At 42.3% G+C, this 16,000-nt stretch carries 17 protein-coding genes; all 17 read left to right on the top strand.

The features are described from left to right. Positions 1-2: 2 nt before the first annotated feature. Complete coding sequence (locus CSV70_RS03440; protein ID WP_099628187.1) at positions 3-743, top strand: 16S rRNA (uracil(1498)-N(3))-methyltransferase; 741 nt, start codon at positions 3-5, stop codon at positions 741-743. A gap of 16 nt (positions 744-759) precedes the next feature. Further along, positions 760-2,100, top strand: coding sequence for a tRNA (N(6)-L-threonylcarbamoyladenosine(37)-C(2))-methylthiotransferase MtaB (mtaB, locus tag CSV70_RS03435; RefSeq protein WP_099628188.1), 1,341 nt, complete (start codon positions 760-762; stop codon positions 2,098-2,100). Positions 2,101-2,194: 94 nt separating this feature from the next. Then, positions 2,195-2,866 carry a deoxyribose-phosphate aldolase gene (gene deoC, locus CSV70_RS03430; RefSeq protein WP_099628202.1) on the top strand — a complete coding sequence of 224 codons (672 nt, stop codon included), beginning with the start codon at positions 2,195-2,197 and terminating at the stop codon, positions 2,864-2,866. A 144-nt stretch (positions 2,867-3,010) separates the two neighbouring features. After that, the gene (rpsU, locus tag CSV70_RS03425; protein ID WP_029054680.1) at positions 3,011-3,184 is read left to right on the top strand and encodes a 30S ribosomal protein S21; all 174 of its coding nucleotides are present in this window, start codon (positions 3,011-3,013) and stop codon (positions 3,182-3,184) included. Between the two features lie 870 nt (positions 3,185-4,054). Beyond that, positions 4,055-5,212, top strand: coding sequence for an IS200/IS605 family element RNA-guided endonuclease TnpB (tnpB, locus tag CSV70_RS03415; protein ID WP_099628189.1), 1,158 nt, complete (start codon positions 4,055-4,057; stop codon positions 5,210-5,212). Positions 5,213-5,425: 213 nt separating this feature from the next. Further along, a complete protein-coding gene (locus tag CSV70_RS03410; RefSeq protein WP_085133495.1) occupies positions 5,426-6,760 on the top strand; it encodes an NfeD family protein in 1,335 nt (444 codons plus the stop codon). Continuing rightward, positions 6,760-7,752: a flotillin-like protein FloA gene (gene floA, locus CSV70_RS03405; protein ID WP_085133714.1), complete on the top strand. Its 993-nt coding sequence runs from the start codon at positions 6,760-6,762 to the stop codon at positions 7,750-7,752. The genes CSV70_RS03410 and floA overlap by 1 nt, the downstream gene beginning before the upstream one ends. Before the next feature lie 33 nt (positions 7,753-7,785). Further along, entirely contained in the window at positions 7,786-8,310 is a 525-nt protein-coding gene (locus CSV70_RS03400) for a hypothetical protein (protein WP_099628190.1), read from the top strand. A gap of 47 nt (positions 8,311-8,357) precedes the next feature. Further along, on the top strand, positions 8,358-8,615 hold the full coding sequence (locus CSV70_RS03395; protein ID WP_085133497.1) for a YabP/YqfC family sporulation protein: 258 nt from the start codon (positions 8,358-8,360) through the stop codon (positions 8,613-8,615). Continuing rightward, entirely contained in the window at positions 8,605-9,696 is a 1,092-nt protein-coding gene (locus tag CSV70_RS03390; protein WP_099628191.1) for a sporulation protein YqfD, read from the top strand. The genes CSV70_RS03395 and CSV70_RS03390 overlap by 11 nt, the downstream gene beginning before the upstream one ends. 5 nt (positions 9,697-9,701) lie before the next feature. Beyond that, the gene (locus tag CSV70_RS03385; RefSeq protein WP_198166038.1) at positions 9,702-10,664 is read left to right on the top strand and encodes a PhoH family protein; all 963 of its coding nucleotides are present in this window, start codon (positions 9,702-9,704) and stop codon (positions 10,662-10,664) included. Between the two features lie 78 nt (positions 10,665-10,742). Next, positions 10,743-12,860: an HD family phosphohydrolase gene (locus CSV70_RS03380; RefSeq protein WP_099628192.1), complete on the top strand. Its 2,118-nt coding sequence runs from the start codon at positions 10,743-10,745 to the stop codon at positions 12,858-12,860. Between the two features lie 15 nt (positions 12,861-12,875). Then, positions 12,876-13,349 (top strand): rRNA maturation RNase YbeY, encoded by a 474-nt coding sequence (gene ybeY, locus CSV70_RS03375; protein WP_085133500.1) that lies wholly within the window; start codon positions 12,876-12,878, stop codon positions 13,347-13,349. 4 nt (positions 13,350-13,353) lie between these two features. Then, the gene (locus tag CSV70_RS03370) at positions 13,354-13,704 is read left to right on the top strand and encodes a diacylglycerol kinase family protein (RefSeq protein ID WP_085133501.1); all 351 of its coding nucleotides are present in this window, start codon (positions 13,354-13,356) and stop codon (positions 13,702-13,704) included. Between the two features lie 28 nt (positions 13,705-13,732). After that, on the top strand, positions 13,733-14,146 hold the full coding sequence (locus CSV70_RS03365; RefSeq protein WP_099626510.1) for a cytidine deaminase: 414 nt from the start codon (positions 13,733-13,735) through the stop codon (positions 14,144-14,146). Then, positions 14,127-15,035 carry a GTPase Era gene (era, locus tag CSV70_RS03360; protein ID WP_029054691.1) on the top strand — a complete coding sequence of 303 codons (909 nt, stop codon included), beginning with the start codon at positions 14,127-14,129 and terminating at the stop codon, positions 15,033-15,035. Before CSV70_RS03365 ends, era begins: the two co-directional genes overlap by 20 nt. A 30-nt stretch (positions 15,036-15,065) precedes the next feature. Further along, the gene (recO, locus tag CSV70_RS03355) at positions 15,066-15,860 is read left to right on the top strand and encodes a DNA repair protein RecO (protein WP_099628193.1); all 795 of its coding nucleotides are present in this window, start codon (positions 15,066-15,068) and stop codon (positions 15,858-15,860) included. Positions 15,861-16,000 lie beyond the last annotated feature (140 nt).

Below are 16,000 nucleotides of genomic sequence, written 5' to 3'. Positions count from 1 at the left end.
TCATGCAACGTTATTTTCTGAATCAACCATTTAATGAGCAGCGTCAAGTAGCAATCGGCGGGGATGATTATAAGCATATTGTCAAAGTGATGCGCATGACGCCGGGTCAGGAAATCCTGACTGTCTATGATGGCGAAGCTTCGATAGCAATGATCGACAGTATTTCTGAAGACATCGTTACCGTTTCGCAGCAGAGACAACTGGATAAAGATAACGAGTTACCGATATCTGTAACGATTGCCTGCGGGTTGCCTAAAGGCGATAAACTTGATTTGATAACGCAAAAAAGTACCGAACTAGGTATGAGTCGATTGATTCCTTTTGCTGCAAGTCGTTCTATCGTCAAATGGGATACTAAAAAAGGCGATAAACGTATAGAACGTTTGCAAAAAATTGCTAAGGAAGCTGCTGAACAAAGTCATCGTAACCGAGTACCGGAGATTTTATCCGTCCAAAGCGTCAAGCAACTGATCATGTATACAGATTCCTTTGATGTCAAATTGTTTGCGGATGAAGAAGATGCGAAAAGTGATATGCCGCATAAGATTGCGGACCGTCTGAAAAACGTGTATCATGGACAATCGATAGTAGTTGTTTTTGGACCGGAAGGCGGATTAGCGCGGGAAGAAGCCGCTTTACTTCAAGATGCAGGTTTCCTCCCAGTGTCGTTAGGACCTAGAATCTTACGCACGGAAACAGCACCTTTATATGTATTGTCCGCTATGTCTTATGAATTTGAATGAAAGAAGTGAACAACTTATGTCTTCAGTTGCTTTTCATACACTGGGCTGCAAAGTGAATCATTATGAAACAGAAGCTATTTGGCAACTGTTTCAAGAAGCAGACTATGAAAGAGTAGAGTTTGATAAGAATTCTGATGTCTATGTTATTAATACATGTACCGTAACGAATACGGGTGATAAAAAGAGCCGACAAGTAATTCGTCGTGCTATTCGTAAAAATCCAGACGCAGTAATCTGTGTAACTGGTTGTTATGCACAAACATCACCAGCAGAAATTATGGCAATTCCAGGTGTGGACATTGTTGTAGGTACACAAGATCGTTCGAAACTACTTGGGCTGATCGAACAATTCCGTGAAGAGCGCCAACCGATTAATGCGGTGCGCAACATTATGAAAAACCGTGTCTATGAAGAACTCGACGTACCGTCATTTACAGATCGCACACGTGCTTCATTAAAAATACAAGAAGGTTGTAATAACTTCTGTACGTTCTGTATCATTCCATGGGCTAGAGGGTTAATGCGCTCACGTGATCCTGAAGAAGTTATTCATCAGGCACAGCAACTCGTCGACGCAGGCTATCTTGAAATCGTCTTAACAGGTATTCATACAGGTGGTTACGGTGAAGATCTAAAAGGCTATAACTTAGCTCGTCTGTTGCGTGACTTGGAGCAGCAAGTAAAAGGATTGAAACGTCTTCGTATTAGTTCAATCGAAGCGAGCCAATTAACAGACGAAGTAATTGATGTATTACGCGACTCTAATATTGTTGTACGCCACTTGCATATCCCTATTCAGTCAGGTTCAGATACTGTACTAAAACGGATGCGCCGTAAATACACAATGGAGTTCTTCTCTGATCGTTTAACTCGTCTGAACGAAGCGTTGCCTGACCTTGCTATTACTTCTGATGTCATCGTAGGCTTCCCTGGTGAGACGGAAGAAGAGTTCATGGAGACGTATAATTTCATTCGTGACCATAAATTTTCTGAACTCCATGTGTTCCCTTATTCGAAAAGAACTGGCACACCTGCTGCTCGTATGGAAGATCAAATTGACGAAAGCGTGAAAAACGAACGCGTCCACCGCTTATTAACGTTGAACGATCAGTTAGCAAAAAATTATGCTGCTCGTTTTGAAGGCGAAGTACTCGAAGTTATTCCAGAAGAAATCTTTAAGGACGACACTGAACAGAATCTCTATGTAGGCTATACAGATAATTATTTGAAAGTAGTCTTGCCTGCAGATGAAACGATGATTGGACAAATTGTAAAAGTGAAAATCACGAAAGCGGGCTATCCTTACAATGAAGGTCAACCGGTTCGTGTGCTTACAGAAGAAAAAATCATGATTTAATTTGGACCACCTGTAATGGGTGGTCTTTTTCGTGCAACAAAAAGTAAGCTTTGTTATACTGAAAAAAACGGTACGTAAAAAAGGAGCGCTTTCATTGACTACAAACTATGCTGCTTATATCGATCATACGCTGTTAAAGGCAGAAGCAACAAAACAGCAAGTACTGGCATTATGTGAAGAAGCCAAAAAATATTCCTTTGCTTCAGTCTGTATTAATCCGACTTGGGTGAAAACAGCTGCAGAGGCTTTACATGGTACGGAGGTAAAAGTATGTACCGTGATCGGTTTTCCTTTAGGCGCAAGCACACCCGAAGTTAAAGCTTTTGAGGCTAAAGACGCGATTGCTAACGGTGCCACAGAAGTGGATATGGTGATCAATATTGGTGCATTACAAAGTGGATTGCTTGAACAAGTGCAAAATGACATTGTAGCCGTCGTGGAAGCAGCAAAAGATCAGGCTTTAGTAAAAGTGATCATCGAAACCTCATTGTTGGACGATATCCAAAAACGTACGGCATGTGAACTTGCGGTGCTCGCAGGAGCGGACTTTGTCAAAACGTCGACTGGATTCTCTACTGGCGGTGCAACTCCGGAAGACGTGAAGCTGATGCGTGCTGTAGTAGGTCCGGCAATTGGAGTTAAGGCAAGTGGCGGTGTGCGCAGTGCAGAAGACGTAGATCGTATGATGGAGTCGGGTGCAACACGTATTGGTGCGAGTTCGGGTGTTTCCATCATGCAAGGCCTATCGTCATCGAGCGATTATTGATCACTTTAAAAGAGTAATTCATAAAACTTCTCATGATATTCTAATAGTTTTTATTGACCAAACAGAAAATATACGATATAATTTTATAGTACATAGCAAAGTGCTATGTTTCGAAGTGTGTGTTTGGAGGGAGGGACAAGAGATATGACTAAGACAGTCGTTCGCAAAAATGAATCACTTGAAGACGCTCTTCGCCGCTTCAAACGTACTGTATCCAAGAGTGGTACAATACAAGAGAGTAGAAAGCGTGAATTCTATGATAAGCCAAGTGTAAAACGTAAAAAGAAATCAGAAGCTGCTCGTAAGCGCAAGTTCTAATTTCTGCCTACATTGAATTTTGATATTACCTACTAATGTAATTTCTTATAAACCGAAAGTCCATCCTTGGATTTTCGGTTTATTTTATTGTCTGGAATTTACTAAGCCATTTATAGGAGTTGTTGGCGAAGGTCTAGGGGTGGGGATTGGCACTTCGGAGGGGACGCTTCCTGAGGGTTCGCGGCGAGCCAACCAGTCACAAGCTCCCTTGGTTGTCTCGCCTGTCGAACTGATCCCCTGGGAGCCCTCCTACGCGCCACTCCCTTGCAATGTAAATGGATGATACTTTTTGTTGTGCATTGAGGTTATGTTTATAATCTATTTTGAACTTGAACTTGAACTTGAACTTGAACTTGAACTTGAACTTAATTAAGTTTAGGCACAAAAATAATTCACTCACTAGCTCCGATGAATATTCTAAGTATCTCCACTCAATAAGTAGGATGGAAGCGGAAGCTGGCGGTGACTCCCGATGGATCAGCCTGATCAGGTGAGACAACTAAGAGAGCGAGAGCCGTCACAAAGAACGGCTTTTGCGAGTAAAAGCGAAGCGTTAGGAGCATATCTTTGCACTTGCGAACAGTTGATTCACCGAAGGCCCATGGGAAAGCGTCCGCCATCTGGAGCTTCCATCCTTTCATAGACACTAATTCAGTCTTCTAATTCAACCCCCATCCTCTACAACTTTAAACAAGGCTTCAACTATTTGCTCATTTTTATTTAATTACCGACAGAAGACTCCCGCTTCAAGGAATGAATCGAGCACGGCTCAATGAGTAAGCGGGAGATGCATGTCGGTTGGCGCTAGCCAAAGAGTGTATCAGTCTGCTATAATGAAAACATACGTTCCCTACGATGGAGGTGCACTTCATGCTGATTCACAAAGCGTTTCGGTTCCGAATCTATCCAACGAAAGAACAGCAGGTGTTGATCGCCAAAACCATTGGTTGCAGCCGGTTTGTCTTTAATCACTTCTTGTCCAAGTGGGAACACACTTTTAAGGAAACCGGCAAAGGGCTTTCTTATGGCATCTGTTCTGCTGAATTAACGCAATTAAAAAAGCAAGAAGATACGATTTGGCTGAAAGAAGTCGATAGTATTTCTCTTCAGTCTTCCTTGAAAAATCTAGCAGACGCTTTTGAAAGATTTTTCAAAAAACAAAATGCTATACCGCGCTTTAAATCGAAAAAACATCCTGTTCAATCGTACACAACCAAACAAACGAACGGCAATATCGCCATTGTCGGCCATGCGATTAAACTCCCGAAGCTCGGTTTGGTAAAGCTCGCCAAAAGTCGGGAAGTAGATGGACGAATCATGAATGCGACCATCCGACGCACTGCCACTGGAAAATATTTTGTGTCCGTCCTGGTGGAAACCGTAATGTCCGAACTGCCCAAGACACACTCTGTCGTAGGGATAGATGTCGGATTGAAGGATTTCGCTGTCTTGTCTGACGGAACGGTATACGAAAACCTAAAGTTCTTTCGCTCGATGGAGAAAAAATTAGCGAAAGCAGAACGGATTCTTTCAAGACGGAAGGAATCGGCTCGTAAAAGAACGTGCCCATTGAGCGAGGCGAAAAATTATCAGAAACAACGGATCGTAGTCGCGCGCATCCAAGAAACGATCGCCAATAAAAGAAAAGATTACTTGCATAAACGATCAACCGAAATCATCAAAAACCACGATGTCATCGGAGTCGAGGATTTGCAAGTAGCGAAACTGCTTAAAAATCCCCAATTGGCGAAAGCGATCAGCGACGTGAGCTGGTCACAGTTTCGTTCCATGCTGGAATATAAGGCGAAATGGTATGGCAAACATGTGGTAGTGGTCGGAAAAACATTTCCTTCCAGCCAGCTTTGTTCGGGATGTGGGGCTAGAAACCAAGACGTGAAGCATCTTGCCTTGCGTGAATGGGACTGTCCGAATTGCGGATGCCATCATGACCGGGATCTGAACGCAAGTATAAACCTTAAAAACGAAGCCATAAGACTTCGAACCGCAGGGACTGCGGGGATCGCCTAATCCATAACTAGTGGTTACGCTGGTGTTCTTAGGAATCTCCCCCTTCTAAACACAGTGAAAGTGGGAGTAGTTCAACCATATATAATCCATATACTAACAAGCTATGACACAACAGAAAGAAAAACTTTTATTTAATTACGATTAAATGAAACCAAATGCTTCTTCAAACGTAAATAGTAAGTATAATAGGCAGTAGAGAGAGGTGAGAAAATAATGTCTAAAATGATTAGGTCAGTTTTTCTGCTCATTTTATTCATCGGTACAATCGCATTGCCTTTTATACACTCAGATGCAGCTGAAACAAAAGTATATCGAGTACCCCTTCATCAAGAAGTAGAAAAGGGGCTGCATGCTTTCCTACAGCGTTCGTTCAAAGAAGCCAAAGCTGAAGGTGCAGAGACGATTGTGCTGGATATAGACACTCCAGGAGGGTTTGTAGACGCTGCTGATCAAATCGCAAAACTGATGGAAACAACGGATGATGTGAAAATTGTTGCTTTCATCAACGATCGTGCACTATCTGCCGGAGCTTTCCTTGCGCTCTATGCAGATGAAATCTACATGACACCAAACGGTTCGATCGGTGCTGCACAAGTCATCGATGGTTCTGGAAATGCAGCAGAAACGAAAGCCAATAGTTATTGGTTGGCGCAAATGAAAAATGCCGCAAAGCACTCAGACCGTGATCCACAATATGCACTAGCAATGGCAAATCCTGAAATTGATCTGCCGGACTTGCGTGCGCAAAAAGGGGAACTTCTGACTCTCACTGCTGACGAAGCAGAACAGGTAGGGTACAGTGAAGGTACAGTGGCTTCATTTGATGAGTTACTCAAGAAGCTAGATTTGGAAGACGCGCAAGTTATTTCTACAACGGAAACATTTACAGAGAAAATGGCGCGATTCATCACCAATCCGGTCGTTGTACCGATTTTACTTTCTGTTGCAAGTCTCGGACTGATTGTAGAATTATATTCACCAGGCTTCGGTGTGCCGGGAAGTATGGGGTTAACAGCTCTGTTTTTATTCTTCTATGGACATACAGTAGCGGGGCTCGCGGGTTATGAAACATTGTTATTATTCCTGCTCGGCGTTGCACTCATTATTGCCGAATTCTTTGTAGCGGGGGGAATAGCGGGTATCTTCGGGATCTTGGCTATCATAGGAAGTATTTTATTGGCAGGCACAAACTTGGCATTCATGGCAATCTCGGTGCTAATTGCGATAGCCGTAGCATGTATAGGAGCAGTGGTTATTATGAAATTCTTCGGTAAAAAACTTCATCTGTTGAATAAAATCATTTTAATGGATACGATGGATACTGAAAGCGGTTATGTCTCCAATAAAAATCGTAATGAATTGTTGCAGAAAGTTGCCACAACCATTACACCACTTTATCCATCGGGTGTTGCCGAGTTGGACGGTGAACGAATCGATGTAGTATCAGAAGGTCGGTATATCGAGAGTGGTAAAAAAGTAGTTGTCGTAGCAGTAGAAGGCTTTAGAATTGTAGTTAGAGAGATGAAAGAGGAGGAACAAGGCTTATGATGGGACTAGGAACAATCGGACTGGTAGCTGCAGTCTTCATTATCATCATCGTACTGGCGGTATTCTTTACATTTGTGCCAGTCACGCTATGGATTTCCGCAATGGCGGCAGGCGTACGAGTAAGTATCTTCACGTTAGTCGGTATGCGTTTACGTCGGGTTATCCCAAGCAGAGTAGTTAACCCGTTAATTAAAGCACATAAAGCGGGTCTGACAGTATCGATCAACCAGCTTGAAAGCCATTACTTGGCAGGTGGTAACGTAGACCGCGTTGTGAATGCATTGATTGCTGCACAACGTGCGAACATTGATTTGACTTTCGAAAGAGCGCAAGCAATTGACTTGGCAGGACGTGACGTATTGGAAGCAGTTCAAATGTCCGTTAACCCGAAAGTGATCGAAACACCATTTATCGCAGGTGTTGCGATGAATGGTATCGAAGTAAAAGCGAAAGCCCGTATCACAGTCCGTGCAAACATCGACCGTCTCGTCGGTGGTGCAGGTGAAGAAACTGTCGTTGCCCGTGTTGGTGAAGGTATCGTATCGACAATTGGTTCTTCTATCAGCCACGCAAAAGTACTGGAAAATCCGGATATGATTTCTCAAACCGTTCTGAAAAAAGGTTTGGATTCAGGTACTGCGTTTGAAATTCTTTCGATTGATATTGCCGACGTGGATATCGGTAAAAACATCGGCGCGGAACTTCAGACTGAACAAGCGATGGCGGATAAAAACATTGCCCAAGCAAAAGCGGAAGAACGCCGTGCGATGGCTGTTGCGAATGAACAAGAGATGAAGGCAAAAACTCAGGAAATGCGCTCGAAAGTTGTGGGTGCAGAAGCCGAAGTACCTTTAGCTATGGCAGAAGCTTTGCGTTCAGGAAATATCGGAATCATGGATTATATGAATTATAAAAATATCCAAGCAGATACAAGCATGCGAGATTCTATCAGCAAAACAGGTTCGGATCAACAACCAAAGAAAGATCAATAATAACGAGATGAATTCCCGGGAAGGGGATGCATAATGGAACAACTGATAATTTTGGTCATTATGCTGGCTCTGGGATCTCTATTCGGTAAAAAGAAAGACCAAGAGAAACCAGATCGACAACCGAAGCGACCGCCTAGTCAGCAATGGCCAGCTCAACCAACTCAACGCCAAATGAATCAAAGAGAAACTCAGCGGACTAATGCAACTCCAGAAGAGAAGCCGCGTTCATTGAAGGAATTATCTAGGAACCTATTCGAAGATATTCAAAAGGAATTCCAAGATCTCCAACAAGAAACGAAGGAACCTGGACAGCCTGTAAAGTCGCAGGCGCCTCAGTCGGAAGTCTTCTATGCAGAACCTAAGAAACCGGCTAAACCCGTTTCTGCGTCACGTCCGGAGCGTCAAACGGGCAGAGGTAGACTGCACGGAGAGAACCAGTCCATCATGTTAGAAGATGAACAAATTTTGCAAGAAGACTTGATTCCAAGAACATCTCAGCAGATCATGCAAGGAATCGTCTATGCAGAAATTTTAGGTCCACCAAAATCAAAACGGTAATCATGCCGCCCCCTGTCTTTTCATAGGATGAGACAGGGGGTTTTTTCATGAAAAAATTATTCGCACTTCATCCATCTATTATTCTAGATGAATTCAACTCATTGCGGATTACTGGCAACTATCGCTTGCTCGCATTAAGCGAACAATCCGTATCCTTTCAAACGAATGACTATGTCATGACTGTTAAAGGAGAAGATGTAACGGTTCTAATGCTGACTGAACAACACGCCCATATATCGATCGATGAACTACAGGAAGTGACGGTGCGTTTTACGCCTGAAGAAGGAAACAGCCATGAGTCCTAAACGATTTGAAGTTCAGGTGAAAGATGTTCGTAACGGTTCTGTTTTTCTAAGTAGATTACAAAGAGAACACGTCAAGATCAGCAGCTTGTATGTCACTGGAAGTGCTATGTTTTTTGAAACGGATTCAAAAGGAATTCATATTATCCGTCGTTACAGAAGAAAGTACCGTGTGAAAGTACAAATCAGACGTAAAGGTCAGGATACTGTTCAGCATCGGCTATTCGCATCATTCTTGTTTTTAATCGTCTGTTTCATCCCACTAGTTGCCTCGCTGTTTCTTTGGAATATCACGGTGGAGAGTGATGTCCCAGAAATTGCGCAACGAATGGAAACCAAGATGAAGAAAGCGCGAATTACTGCGCCTACTTTATTATCCAAATTACCGGAGGAAGATGAAATTCGTCGACTGTTGATGCAAGATGAACCCTCGCTATCTTGGATCCGGTTCTCAAAGGCAGGTACTTCGTTAACGGTTTCACCGATGCTTGCACCACTGTCCACTGAAGTGAAAGAAGAAGTGAAAGAAAAGCCCTCCCATCTAGTAGCAAAAACAGGAGGAGTAATTACACGCTTTGCATTAACAAGAGGAGAAAGAGCGAGTATCATTCATCAGACCGTAAAAAAAGGTGATATGTTGGCAACAGGTATTCTAGAACAAGGAGAGAAAACGGCAGTAGTAGGGGCGGATGGAGAAGTATTTGCTGATTACTGGTTAGAATGTCATTTTGAATTACCCCGGACGATTAGTTATTCGATTCAAGGAGAAGAAAACGTGAATATCAGTTGGCAAAAGCCGTGGATAGGTAACCAGATAAAAGATATAAGTATTAGAAATCCTATTATTATTGATAAGGTGAAAGAAAATCACATTCAGGAAGTATTTCTGAAAAAAGGAATGGAAGAGACCATCATATTGCCATTGATTAAGTACGATTTATTGTCAAAGAAAACAGATGAGCGCATAATTAAGGAAGAAAATATTTTACATGTATCCTTCACTAATGATAAAGTGAGTGGGACTATACTATTTTTACTTAATGAAAACATTGCTGAAAAACGACCTATAACTCAAGGAGACTGAAAATATTGAGCGAACATTTACTTCAACTTCATATTGAAGAACCGAACGAAGCGATTATGCTTCTTGGCATTTCCGATCAGAACATGAATTTAATTGAAGAGGAATTGAAAGTTTCAATCCACACTAGAGGTGAAAATATCTCGATCAGTGGGGCAGAAGAACAAGCGGTAGCCGCGAAAACATTGCTCGAGCAGTTACTGAAAGTTATCCGTAAAGGGATTAATATCAATTTACGCGACGTGGCAACAGCGATCGAAATGGCGAAAAACGGTACGATTGAATATTTCTCTTCTTTATACGAAGAAGAAATCGCACGCAACACAAAAGGGAAAGTCATTCGTGCAAAGACGATCGGCCAAAGAGAATACGTCCAAGCAATTCGTTCAAGAGATCTAGTATTTTGTATCGGACCTGCCGGAACAGGAAAGACGTATCTCGCTGTCGTGATGGCTGTGCAGGCAATGAAAACAGGTTCAGTAAAGCGAATTGTGTTGACCCGACCTGCTGTTGAAGCTGGAGAGAGCTTAGGATTCCTTCCGGGCGATTTGAAAGAAAAAGTCGACCCATACCTTCGCCCTCTTTACGATGCGTTACACGATGTGCTGGGAGCCGAACATACAGAACGTCTTATGGAACGTGGCGTCATTGAAATTGCACCATTGGCGTACATGCGTGGCAGAACGCTTGACGATGCATTCGTTATTTTGGACGAAGCTCAAAATACAACGAAAGCTCAAATGAAAATGTTTTTAACTCGTCTCGGTTTTGGATCGAAAATGGTCATCACAGGTGATAAAACGCAAATTGATTTACCTCGCGGTGTAGATTCCGGTCTCAATGTTGCAGAACATATTTTGAAGAATGTGCAAGATATCCAATTCATGTATTTGGAACAAGGTGACGTAGTCCGACATCCGATTGTAGCGAAGATCATTGATGCATATGAGAAAGAGCAGTCAACTAATTAATTGACTGCTTTTTTTGAATGATGAATATACATAGTTACACCATCATGTGAGGAACATTTGCTGAAAGGAGGCAACTGCATGATAGCTTTAAAGGAACTACTTTCACAACTAAGAAAAGTGAAATTTACATTTCTTTTGCTTCTTGTCGTCTCTCTTTCAAGTATCTTATTATTTTTTCTGATGTATGGCAGCACGCAAAACGAAACGTACGAAATTTCAGCTTTTGAGATTTCACCGAAAACTATACGTTCACCTAAAACAATAGAAGATATCGAGAAAACCGAACTTGAACGTGTACGGGCAGAACAGGCGGTACCTAATTCCTATCGTTTTTCAGAAGATGTCATGAAAAACCGCCAAGCTATCCTCGGTTCAATCTTTACTGCAGTGAGTGATGTCAAAGTCGAAGCGAAAGAAGATCCAGACATGACCTCGGGATCTAAAATGAAATTGCTCCAAAAGAAGTTGGAAGGACTTGAAAAAGAACAGACTTTTTTACCCGTTACAAGTGACCAACTTAAACAGCTGCTCTCGGCTGAACAAGATGATCTAAATAATTTGCATGAATTATTGACACTTGTAGTGGGAAGAGAATTATCGAAGCCGTTTAAAGCTGAACAGGTGCCGATGCATCGCTATGAAGTGGAGCGTAGAATTCGAGAAACTACTACACTGCCAAGAGATTTGCTTGATGTTGCACTATCCCTAGGACGAATGGCAGTAGTGGAAACGGAAGTAATCGATGAAGAATTGACAGTCAAAAATCAGGCGGATGCGCGAGCTTCAGTTGAAGCCATCCGTATTTTGCAAGGACAAGTCATCGTACGTGAAGGACAGTTGATCGATCGTGATGTGTATCACCAACTAAAGCTTTCTGGAGTCCTTAATAATCAATCTTCACTTAAACCGATGTTCGGAACGGTGTTGTTTATTTTGTTTGTGTCAGGTTTGATTGCTATACACTTCGGCAAGTCCAAAAGAGATGAGGCATTTAAAAAGAAAGCTCTGGTTATTTTCTGTATTATTTTATTACTGGCGGTCGTATTAATGAAAATCGTCAGCTACATCGATTATGAGTTTGATGTCCTCATTGCATTTTTATTTCCAACGGCTCTTGTACCGATGTTGATCAAGTTATTGATTAATGAGCGTTCAGCAGTACTTGCGACGATTATTACTTCTGCGACAGCTGGTATCATGCTGCAGGAAGGCTTGGCTGCAATCATGCAAATGGAAGTAGCGCTGTATATTTTATTTGGTGGGATTGTGAGTATTTATTTACTAAGTGAACATGGCAGACGTTCAACGATTCTGCAGACGAGTGTTGGTGTTGCGGGATCAAATAGTATGTTCATCATATTTTATTTGTTAATGACGCAGACTAGTTATACAACGCCAGAGCTGATTTTCTATGCCGTGGCAGCTATCACATCTGGCTTGTTATCTGGAGCTTTGACAATGGGATTATTGCCATTCTTCGAGTCGAGTTTCCACTTGCTTTCTAATATGCGTTTAGTGGAGCTTTCGAATCCTAATCATCCGCTACTAAAGAAAATTTTAGTGGAGACGCCGGGCACATATCATCACAGCATTATGGTTGCGAATATAGCTGATGCGGCGTGTGAAGCAATTGGAGCCAACGGATTGCTCGCGCGTGTCGGCAGTTATTATCATGATATTGGGAAAACTATACATCCGGGATTCTTCATTGAAAATCAACATAATGATCGTAATCTACATGATGCACTGACACCCGAGAAAAGTCGTGATATGATTATAGCCCACGCGGAAGATGGCGCGAAAATTTTGGAGAAGCATCGTATGCCAAAAGAGCTTATAGCTATTGCAAGACAGCATCATGGAACGAGTAGCGTCCGGTTCTTTTATCAGAAAGCGAAAGAAATCAATCCCGATGTGAATGAAGACGATTTTCGCTATCCCGGCCCGAAACCGCAAACGAAAGAAAATGCGGTCATTATGATTGCAGACAGTGTGGAAGCGGCGGTCCGTTCTATGAAAGAACCGACTCCTGAAAAAATTGCTACGCTCGTCAACGCGATTGTACGAGGGAAATTAGAGGATGATCAATTTGACGAATGTGATTTGTCGTTAAAAGAAATTAAATTAGTGAAACAAGCAATTAATGAAACGTTAAACGGGATATTTCATAATCGTATTGAATACCCCGATAAGTAAAGGAGCAGAGCGACTATGATAGATTTTTATTTCGAAGATGAAACAGAAATCGTGGAACCAAGTTCGGAAACATTGATCAAGGATTTGTTGACTCACGCGTCCATAATGGAGAAAATGGAAGGTCTGTATGAGTTGTCTATTACGTTTATGGACGATGAATCCATTCAAGCTGTGAATGCTGAATACAGAGGCAAAGACCGTCCAACTGACGTTATTTCATTTGCGCTAGAAGAGTTGTCTGAAGGAGAAGTGGCGATTGTTCATGAAAGCGATATGCCTGTTGTGCTAGGGGACATCTTGATTTCCATCGATACTGCAAAACGTCAGGCGATTGAGTACAATCATTCGTTCGAGCGGGAACTCGGGTTTCTTGCTTTACATGGATTCTTGCATCTACTCGGATATGATCATCTCGATGAAGAACAAGAACGTGAGATGTTCGGCAGACAGACAGAGATTTTAACTGCATTCGGTTTGGATCGGCAGTGAGTCTATGCAAAATTTCTTGAAATCTTTCATCTTTGCGTGGGAAGGCATTAAAGACGGCTTTAGACAAGGCCGGAATATGAAATCGCACGGTTTGTCAGCTATGATCGTGTTGATTGCAGGCTGGTTCACCGGCCTTTCACAAATAGAATGGATGATCATTTTTATCGTCATTGCAGGTGTAATGGCGCTTGAATTAATGAATACTGCAGTGGAATACGTTGTGGATCTTGTCACAACCGAATTCCATCCGCTAGCTAAAAAAGCAAAAGATATTGCAGCTGGTTCCGTTTTCGTGTTTGCCATAGCCAGTGCAATCATCGGCTGTATAATTTTCTTTCCAAAATGGTTTGGATAATAAGATCGAATGAAGAGGTGGTAATTAGATGCAAGTAGAACAATTAATGAATGAAGCAAAGCAAGCGATGAAAACGGCCTATGTACCTTATTCAAAATTTCCAGTAGGTGCTGCATTAGAGGCAAGCGACGGTACTATTTATCATGGATGCAATATTGAAAACTCTGCGTATGGCTTATCTAATTGTGCAGAGAGAACAGCTATTTTCAAAGCGGTATCTGAAGGTGTCACGTCGTTCAAGTCGATTACAGTAATTGGCGATACGGAAGGACCGATCGCGCCGTGCGGTTCTTGCCGTCAAGTCATTGCAGAATTTTGTGCGCCGAACATGCCTGTATACTTGACGAATTTGAAAGGTCATATACAAGAAACAACAGTAGACCAGCTATTGCCGGGTGCTTTTTCCAAGGAGGATTTAGATTATGCAGAAGAACAACTTTAAGTCAGGCTTTATTTCCATCATCGGACGTCCCAATGTAGGGAAATCTACATTTATCAACCGCATGGTCGGTCAAAAAATTGCGATCATGAGCGACAAGCCACAAACAACACGAAACAAAGTACAGGGAATTGTCACAACCGATACGTCTCAGATGATTTTTATAGATACACCAGGTGTCCACAAACCGAAACATCGACTTGGCGACTTCATGTTGAAAGTGACACGCAGTACGCTGAGCGAAGTCGATGTGATCATGTTTATGGTCAATGCGGATGAAAAAATCGGAACAGGTGACAGATTTATTATGGAGTGGCTCGTGAAATCGGAGACGCCTGTATTTTTGGTCATCAATAAAATCGACTTAGTGCATCCTGATCAATTATTCGAGATCATCACATCATATACAAATGAAATGAAATTTGCAGAAGTCGTTCCAATCTCTGCACTAAATGGCAATAATATTGAACGATTGGTGGAAACGCTAGAAAGTTATTTAGAAGAAGGTCCACAATTTTATGATGCAGAGCAAGTAACGGATCACCCAGAGCGTTTCATCATTTCCGAAATGATTCGTGAAAAAGTATTGCACACTACACGCGAAGAAATTCCGCACTCGATTGCGGTGGCGATTGAAAGTATTGAGCAAGATCCAGTAACCGACAAAACGCATATCCGCGCGACCATTATAGTGGAACGAGATTCACAAAAAGGGATTGTCATTGGTAAAGGTGGAAAGCTCCTAAAAGAAGTCGGCGTGAAAGCAAGAAAAGATATCGAAATGTTGCTGGGCCATAAAGTGTATTTAGAGCTATGGGTGAAAGTCCAAAAAGACTGGCGTAATCGTCCAAGTCGTTTAAAAGAGTTTGGATTTAACGAGGAAGACTACTAAGCTGTCTGTCCTGCTAAAGGAGAGAGCGTGTTGCTGAATAAATTGGAAGGCTATATTATCAAAAGTATCCCTTACGGAGAATCCAATAAAATTGTGACGATCTATACGAAAGAAGCGGGGAAGATCACGGCGATGGCAAGAGGTGCGAAAAAGCCTGCGAGTCGCTTAGCAGCCATTACACAAACCTTTACTCATGGCTATTTTCTTGTTCGTGCAAGCAGGGGCATGGGGTCGCTTGAGCAAGGTGAGCTCATCAGCAGTGTTCGGCACATTCGTTCGGATCTAGAGACGACGGCATATGCGGGGTTGATTGTAGAATTGCTTGATCGTCTCACAGAATCTGAACAGCCAAATGCGAGCATATTTCGTTTGCTTGACGAGTCTTTTAATGCTCTGGAAGAGGGCTATGACGCGGAAGCCATATCACTTTTCTTTCAGTGGAAGATGTTGCCGGTTGCAGGAATACATCCTATACTTCATGAGTGTGCAAGTTGCGGCGCTACAGAAGGAGAATTTGCTTTTTCTTTCCAACAGATAGGTTTTCTCTGTCATCGTTGCTTTAACGTCGATCCGTATATCATTCGTCTATCCCCTACACAAATCAAATTGATCCGAATGTTTTACAATGTTCCACTTGATCAGATTGGCAAACTGACGTTGAAGAAACCGACGAAGACGTTTATGGCGAAGCTTGTTTCAACGATTTATCAAGAACAAACAGGAATCTTTCTGAAATCCAGAAAGTTCATTGAGCAACTGGAACGTACACCTGAATTGCAAAAACCAAAAGAACGAACGAAAGAAAGCCCAGAAGAGGAAGGCTGATGCCAACTTTAAAATGTACCCTTTGTAAAGGACAATTATAAAAAAAGCCTAAGCTGCTTGTTGAAGCTGTCGTCTGTATTCTGCAGGCGGCAGCTTTTTCAAGTTCCACTGCCCGCGATAATGGTTATAGTACGTCATAT

It is taken from the genome of Sporosarcina sp. P25 (genome assembly GCF_002743235.1).
Lineage (GTDB): Bacteria > Bacillota > Bacilli > Bacillales_A > Planococcaceae > Sporosarcina > Sporosarcina ureae_B.
Note: the sequence above shows the minus strand (reverse complement) of the source record. Positions and strands in the feature narration are given on the sequence as shown.

What these genes read in the sequence shown, in the direction of transcription:
- tnpB (WP_099628189.1), top strand. Translation starts at nt 4,055, where the DNA reads ATGCTGATTCACAAAGCGTTTCGGTTCCGAATCTATCCAACGAAAGAA.
- floA (WP_085133714.1), top strand. Translation starts at nt 6,760, where the DNA reads ATGGGACTAGGAACAATCGGACTGGTAGCTGCAGTCTTCATTATCATC.
- CSV70_RS03380 (WP_099628192.1), top strand. Translation starts at nt 10,743, where the DNA reads ATGATAGCTTTAAAGGAACTACTTTCACAACTAAGAAAAGTGAAATTT.
- mtaB (WP_099628188.1), top strand. Translation starts at nt 760, where the DNA reads ATGTCTTCAGTTGCTTTTCATACACTGGGCTGCAAAGTGAATCATTAT.
- CSV70_RS03400 (WP_099628190.1), top strand. Translation starts at nt 7,786, where the DNA reads ATGGAACAACTGATAATTTTGGTCATTATGCTGGCTCTGGGATCTCTA.
- era (WP_029054691.1), top strand. Translation starts at nt 14,127, where the DNA reads ATGCAGAAGAACAACTTTAAGTCAGGCTTTATTTCCATCATCGGACGT.
- CSV70_RS03410 (WP_085133495.1), top strand. Translation starts at nt 5,426, where the DNA reads ATGTCTAAAATGATTAGGTCAGTTTTTCTGCTCATTTTATTCATCGGT.
- rpsU (WP_029054680.1), top strand. Translation starts at nt 3,011, where the DNA reads ATGACTAAGACAGTCGTTCGCAAAAATGAATCACTTGAAGACGCTCTT.
- CSV70_RS03365 (WP_099626510.1), top strand. Translation starts at nt 13,733, where the DNA reads ATGCAAGTAGAACAATTAATGAATGAAGCAAAGCAAGCGATGAAAACG.
- CSV70_RS03370 (WP_085133501.1), top strand. Translation starts at nt 13,354, where the DNA reads ATGCAAAATTTCTTGAAATCTTTCATCTTTGCGTGGGAAGGCATTAAA.
- CSV70_RS03390 (WP_099628191.1), top strand. Translation starts at nt 8,605, where the DNA reads ATGAGTCCTAAACGATTTGAAGTTCAGGTGAAAGATGTTCGTAACGGT.
- ybeY (WP_085133500.1), top strand. Translation starts at nt 12,876, where the DNA reads ATGATAGATTTTTATTTCGAAGATGAAACAGAAATCGTGGAACCAAGT.
- CSV70_RS03440 (WP_099628187.1), top strand. Translation starts at nt 3, where the DNA reads ATGCAACGTTATTTTCTGAATCAACCATTTAATGAGCAGCGTCAAGTA.
- CSV70_RS03395 (WP_085133497.1), top strand. Translation starts at nt 8,358, where the DNA reads ATGAAAAAATTATTCGCACTTCATCCATCTATTATTCTAGATGAATTC.